The sequence below is a fragment of the Mycobacterium sp. NAZ190054 genome (genome assembly GCF_001545925.1).
GTDB lineage: Bacteria > Actinomycetota > Actinomycetes > Mycobacteriales > Mycobacteriaceae > Mycobacterium.
On sequence record NZ_LMVQ01000432.1, the window covers coordinates 1 to 1,802 of the forward strand.

A 1,802-nucleotide genomic window follows, 5' to 3' on the forward strand; every position below is an offset into this window, starting at 1 on the left:
CCAGCGCGGTCTCGAGCACGTTCTTGGTCAACTCGTTGAGCAGGCCATTCGGGCCGACCAGCTCAATTCCCTGTTCTTTCGCCTGCGCCAGCAGCTGCTCAGCGAGCTGGCGTTGATCCACATCGGTCGCCATGGAGTCGAGTGTTTCTGACATCGTCAGTCCTTCCCGCCAAGCTCACGCCCGGCGTGTCAGACCAAGACCAGATCCACCGTTATTCAGACAGACCCTCATACGGGGAGTGTCGCAGTAACGGTGTAAGTGGCCTTACGGCCCCCGGTGTGTCGGGGGCGGAAAGGTCACCTGATGACCGAGACTGTCGTGGCTGTGGAGCCATCGCAGAATGACCATGACGATCCCGCTCCGGCGGCGATCGATATCCCGCGCAGCCGTGAGGTCGACGAACTCGAAGTCGCCCGCGAACTGGTGCGTCAAGCCCGAGAAGCCGGTGTCGCACTGACCGGCCCAGGCGGACTGCTCAAAGCGATGACCAAAACGGTCATCGAAACCGCCCTGGACGAGGAGCTTTCCGAACACCTCGGGTATGACCGCCACGACCCCGCGGGTCACGGTAGCGGGAACTCCCGCAACGGAACCCGCTCGAAAACCGTACTGACCGACTCGTGCGGCAGTATCGAGATCGACGTGCCCCGCGACCGGGCCGGCACCTTCGAACCGCGCATCGTCAAGAAACGTCAACGGCGCCTGACCGACGTCGACGAGGTGATCGTGTCGCTGTATGCCCGTGGGCTGACCACCGGCGAGATCAGCGCCCATTTCAGCGGCATCTACGGCGCCGAGGTCTCCAAGGACACCATCAGCCGGATCACCGATCGCGTTGTCGAGGAAATGACGGCCTGGCATACCCGTCCACTGGAGCGGGGTCAGGTTCTAACGATCGTTGCGAATCCCGGACCGATGGGATTTCAATGCCTCGATACGCGCCCAACAAGATGCCGTCGGGTGTCAAACGTCGATACTTTGAACTGATCCGCACCGGAATGTCGGGAGCGGAGGCGGCCATGGCGGTGGGAGTGTCGCTCAGCTGTGGGTCGTTGTGGTTCATCGACGCTGGCAGCATGCGTTTCATCGACAAACCGATAAGTTCTCGCTACCTGACCCAAGACGATCGCATCGAGATCGCCGACGGGCTCGCCGCCGGGAAGCCGGTAAAGGAGATCGCCGAATGTATAGGCAAGACGTTTCAATCCGTCTACCGGGAGATCTCCAGGAATCGTAAGCCGGACGGCACCTACCAGCCTTGGTATGCCCACCCCCGGGGCCTATCAACGTCGCCAGCGACCGAAAACCCGCAGGCTGACCGCTGATACGGGACTGCGGGCAGCTGTGGCGGACAAGCTGTCCAAGAAATGGTCACCAGCCCAGATCAGCCGGTGGCTGCGGCGTCGATATCGTCGCCGGCCGACGTGGCACCTATGTACCGAGACAATTTATGAGGGTGTCTACCGAGGACTGGTAGTCGACATAGACCAACAGACCCGCAGCTCCGGCAAGAACGCCAACATCCTGCGGACCGGCCGGATCTATCGGCATCGACGCGGGCGTGGACGAACTCGTGACGGCGCTCTGCGGCAACTCACCAAGCTCCGGTCAATCCACGAGCGACCTGCCAGCGTTCAATCGCGTCGGCAGGCGGGCCACTGGGAGGGCGATCTCGTGCGCCACGAGGCGCTGTGTGACCGAGCGGAGGTGAGAGACCTGCGCCGTTGTGCTGTCGCAGCAGCATAACGAAGCTGGGGGCAGCCTGAACCGGGAGACGCCGGTGAGGGCGGCAAGCAGCCCC

The 1,802-nt window shown here is 62.7% G+C and carries 1 protein-coding gene and 2 pseudogenes; 2 read left to right on the forward strand and 1 reads right to left on the reverse strand.

Translation table 11 applies throughout. The annotated features are described in order from the left end of the window. A pseudogene (locus ASJ79_RS23430) lies at positions 1-154 on the reverse strand (IS256 family transposase); the annotation flags it as partial. Between the two features lie 147 nt (positions 155-301). Between ASJ79_RS23430 and ASJ79_RS23435 the strand changes: the two are divergent. Together ASJ79_RS23435 and ASJ79_RS33430 are read left to right on the forward strand one after the other, a co-directional pair. Then, positions 302-877: pseudogene (locus tag ASJ79_RS23435) on the forward strand (transposase); the annotation flags it as partial. A gap of 200 nt (positions 878-1,077) precedes the next feature. After that, entirely contained in the window at positions 1,078-1,326 is a 249-nt protein-coding gene (locus ASJ79_RS33430; RefSeq protein WP_197420345.1) for a helix-turn-helix domain-containing protein, read from the forward strand. Positions 1,327-1,802 lie beyond the last annotated feature (476 nt).